This window comes from Pseudomonas sp. CFBP2511 (genome assembly GCF_030209255.1).
GTDB classification, from domain to species: domain Bacteria; phylum Pseudomonadota; class Gammaproteobacteria; order Pseudomonadales; family Pseudomonadaceae; genus Aquipseudomonas; species Aquipseudomonas avellanae.
Map to the genome: position 1 here is coordinate 1 of NZ_JARVSI010000046.1, position 4,024 is coordinate 4,024.

3 protein-coding genes and 3 pseudogenes are annotated in these 4,024 nt (G+C 48.7%); all 6 read right to left on the reverse strand.

All coding sequences use genetic code 11. The annotated features are described in order from the left end of the window. Positions 1 to 82: pseudogene (locus QRN38_RS27825) on the reverse strand (hypothetical protein); the annotation flags it as partial. A gap of 290 nt (positions 83 to 372) precedes the next feature. Further along, entirely contained in the window at positions 373 to 1,047 is a 675-nt protein-coding gene (locus tag QRN38_RS27830; RefSeq protein ID WP_057419003.1) for a hypothetical protein, read from the reverse strand. Between the two features lie 836 nt (positions 1,048 to 1,883). Further along, positions 1,884 to 2,515 (reverse strand): annotated as a pseudogene (locus QRN38_RS27835) (hypothetical protein). Positions 2,516 to 2,524: 9 nt separating this feature from the next. Next, positions 2,525 to 2,935, reverse strand: a complete 411-nt coding sequence (locus QRN38_RS27840; RefSeq protein ID WP_233594477.1) for a hypothetical protein — start codon at positions 2,933 to 2,935, stop codon at positions 2,525 to 2,527. A gap of 113 nt (positions 2,936 to 3,048) precedes the next feature. Continuing rightward, the gene (locus tag QRN38_RS27845) at positions 3,049 to 3,498 is read right to left on the reverse strand and encodes an SMI1/KNR4 family protein (RefSeq protein WP_057419002.1); all 450 of its coding nucleotides are present in this window, start codon (positions 3,496 to 3,498) and stop codon (positions 3,049 to 3,051) included. A gap of 2 nt (positions 3,499 to 3,500) precedes the next feature. Beyond that, a pseudogene (locus QRN38_RS27850) lies at positions 3,501 to 4,024 on the reverse strand (hypothetical protein); the annotation flags it as partial.

Here is a 4,024-nt window from a genome sequence, read left to right on the forward strand (position 1 = left end):
TGACCAACCCGTTGACCAGATTGTCACCCAGACTACCGCCGTTAACGGCAGTGTTGATCGCTCCCGAAGCCAGACCTTGTGCACCGGCATGAAGAGCAAAGCCACCCGCCCCGCTCCATGTGGAGAGGTCGAACCCCCCAACTGCGGGTCAATGACGCCAGCGGTGAAGCCTGCGGTAAGACCTGAAGTTGCACTCAGTTTTTACGGCCGCCCTCTATTAAAATGCCCATCCAGAACGTGATCGAAACCCGCAGATACAGGATTGCTGTTATCACGAAGAGGGGTCGTTTCCGTACGACCATTGGCAATGTTTATACGAAACTGTACTCGACCTGGGATCTGAGTAGCTTCTCCTGTCGCTTTTGCACCTATTCAACTCTTCAATGCTGGCAAAGACAGCACTTCATCGTACTGGGGCCAGTCTTCCCTTGCGCGCTTTAGCACACCTTGCATCAACTCGTCCAACTCAGGCACTGGTTGCTCGGGTGGCAATTGGTCAAAGGGTGCGGCCAGCAGCGGATGATGAATCTTCTGCGGATTGGCTAAACCTTCCCACTGGCGCAGGCGCAGGATATAGAGAATTTCCACCGGCACGCGCTCCAAGTGCCAGTCCTGATTGAAGTCGTAGGAATTCTTCTGGCTCTCTTTGCCGGCTTGCCAAGTGTGGCGGTCAAACGCGGCCAACAGGCAGGGCATCAGGTCGTCGGGGCTGGGAGTGCGCCACTTGGCCAACAAGGCTTCGTAGATGGGTTCGTCGTAAGCATAAGCAGGCCATTGATGCGAGACATCGCCCACCCAATCGGCAAACACACGCAGCATAAACGCTTGGGCGCGGCGGTGTTGCTCTTCGTACTCAATCACTAATTGATGCCCACGGTTGAGGGCCGCATGGGTGAGATAGCCCTGATGGATGACGGCATCCTTCCAGCCTAGGATCGCCATGGCGGCCATCATATTGGTGGCGGTTTGGATGCTGTAGTTTTGGCGGCGTCGATCATTGCCTGCCGCTTTGGCAATAATGTCGAACTGGCCCGCCCAGAAGAACAACTGCCAAATTCCTACTTGGTAATAGCGCAGCCAATGGGCCAATTCCAGAAGCCATTGCGGGTTATCTGGTGCGGTTGCCAATACCTTGTGGGCTCGTGTGACGGCCATCCATTCGGAGCTACTACGCGTAACGTTGTCACTATTCGGTACAGGCATTGATGGCTTCGCAAATGCATCGCCGCGCTCAACATATTCACGGATGCCATTCAACTCGTATTCATTTGAGACGTGTGGTCCCTTGGCTATGCGCCCCAGCACACTTTTGTAGGAGGGCCATTTGGGGTTTACGCCCGAGCGCTCGCACTGAATTACTTCTTGGTCCATGGTTCCACCTTAAATTCTGCTACACCTGTTTTACTGGGGGCGGGAACACCGACTTTGACTGTTACACCTTGAACCTTGGCTTTTCCTGAATCCAACGCCGCTTGCAAATATTCCACCATTCTGCCTTACCGCCAACTTTATTCTCTATGACATGATGGGCATCGTAATTTCTAGTAGTCTGACTTCCACATTTATCAATGTACGTTTCTTTCGGCCAGCTCGCGCCTTTTTTTTCCACTCTACTCGCAGACTTGGCAACTTACTGTCAAACTCTGTCCTGTTCAACTTAACATCTTCTTTAGAAGCGTGAATAAGTGTTCTCTCGCAGATCAGCTTTCAAAAGCTCCAATTGTTGAGGGGTGAACTGCCTGCCGGTCAAACTCTGGATATCCGTAAGATACAACTTTGCATCCTTGGCCAACTGAGTACCCAGAAGCCCTGTCGCGGCCTCGCCATTTTGAGCAGTGCTTCCTACAGTACTTGCAGTAGATTTTGCACCGAGGTTATCGCCCTTATCTCACAGGCCTAAAATCATCAATTGACTTTTTTTCTCTTTCAATAAAGACGCAATGAAATCGGGATTAAAGCTCATCAAAAAATCAATAGCATCATAAATTTTCCAGCGATGCACTTCGGGATGATCAATTATGGCGGCAAGGTGCTCTTCAACAAGAGGTACATACTCTGAGTAGTTCTTCCTCTTCACCAAATCAAAAATCCTTACTATTTCGAACGGTTTACTACTCGCCAAAGTAATAATCTTCGATAGCGGAGAATAGATCTGGACTCTAGCCGCCTCGACTTCCCCACGATCAGCCACAGTGGCAAAATACCGAGTAACAGCCAAGAGTATTTGACGATAAGTGTCGTCGTACCCATGTAGTCGATGGGAATAGGTTCCTTCGATGCCTTCGGTTTTTTCCATACTCCCTTCCAAAGCGATCAAGCCTTCATAGACGCCCCAACTGGTCAGTAGTTTCGCAGCCAAGAATTGCTTCTCATTGTTACTCGCATGACGGAGCAAATCCAGCACAGCGTCAATTCTTTCCTATGGAATATCCTCTGGATCCAAATCTCCTGCCGTCACGGCATAATCTGCATGCTCTGGAATGCTATTTAACAGTTCGTATGTTTTCGGCTCCATAAAAAATACCTATTTTTTTACTCTTTTAATATAGTCGGTCGGCACACAGCCCATAATCAAACATTCACCATCGCGCTTAGCATTCCCCAGATCTCTCTCCGCGTTAATCAACGAATCGCTATTATTCTCAGATGGGTTTCTTGTATACCTTGCACGTGCTGCATCCAGTTTCGATTGCAATTCCGCTGTCACCTGTTGATTCGTCAAAAATTTGGTATCTGGCAGTGCGCCGGAATCAATGTCCCGCTGTAAGCGCTTAACGTCGATCTCAATTTCATCAGCACCATAGTTTTTCGGGTTCGACGCTGCAATTGGATCAGTAACAGATATATGGCGAATTCTCAGAATTGCCACCACGCACGTGCGTTTGGACGCTGCCAGTCCCGTTGATGTTGGGTGGAGCCAAATCGCCGTTTTCATTGATATACGTTTTGGGTTTGCCGTTTCCGTTGACCGTTGCGCTGAAATCGTTATCGCTGCGCACAACGATCTGGCCTGGCCCTTTTGCACCTCTTAAAGCGCAACGCTAACAATCAGCACGCCGCACGCCGCTCAACTAAGGACTTGATGTACTTCAGCTGTTCCAAGATAAAATCAGAAAAGCTTGACGCCAACACATCAACCCCATCCAATTCGGAACTAACCTCTACAACTTGCCAATTATTTTTTGCGTCGAAAGCATATAGCATATCACTAGAGTTTCCACCGAATACGTAAATACCCTCATAGCCCTCAATTTCCCGGCCGCATATAGTCGAATATTTCTCCGGACCATCATCAAGATGAAATGCCGCGTCTAACTCCCCGAAACCAAACTCGGTGAGAAATTCCAGATAGTCAGCTGGAACCTGCTGACGATGTGACTCATCAACATTGCATAACGTCGCACTCGTGTCTGTTATGCGGTAGCCGTAATTACCCTCATAGTCCTCTGAGGACGTCACAGTATCAACCAACGATTTTAACTCTTCTTTATTTTTCATAATCATTTACCAAATATTTTTTCCGCTGGCCCTTGGGCCCTGTGAATACCACCTTGGTGCTCCACGCCTCTCATGGCAGGTGTAATATTCCACCACTCTGCCTTACCGCCAAATTTATTTTCGATAACATGATGGGCATCGTAATTTCTAGTAGCCTGATTTCCATATTTATCAATGTACGTTTCTTTCGGCCAGCTCGCCCCTGTGTTTTTTTCCCACTCTGCTCGCAGACTTGGCAACTTACTATCAAACTCTGCCCTGTTCAACTTAACCTCCTCTTTAGATAAGCGTGAATAAGTATTCTCTCGCAGGTCAGCTTTCAAAAGCTCCAATTGTTGAGGGGTGAACTGCCTACCGGTCAAACTCTGGATATCCGTAAGATACGATTTTACATCCTTGGCCAACTGAGTACTCAGAAGCCCTGTCGCGGCCTCGCCATTTTGAACAGTGCTTCCTACAGTACTTGCAGTAGCTTTTGCACCGTTCCCCAAAACCTCCCGTTCAACAAGTGTACCCGCTTCTGAAT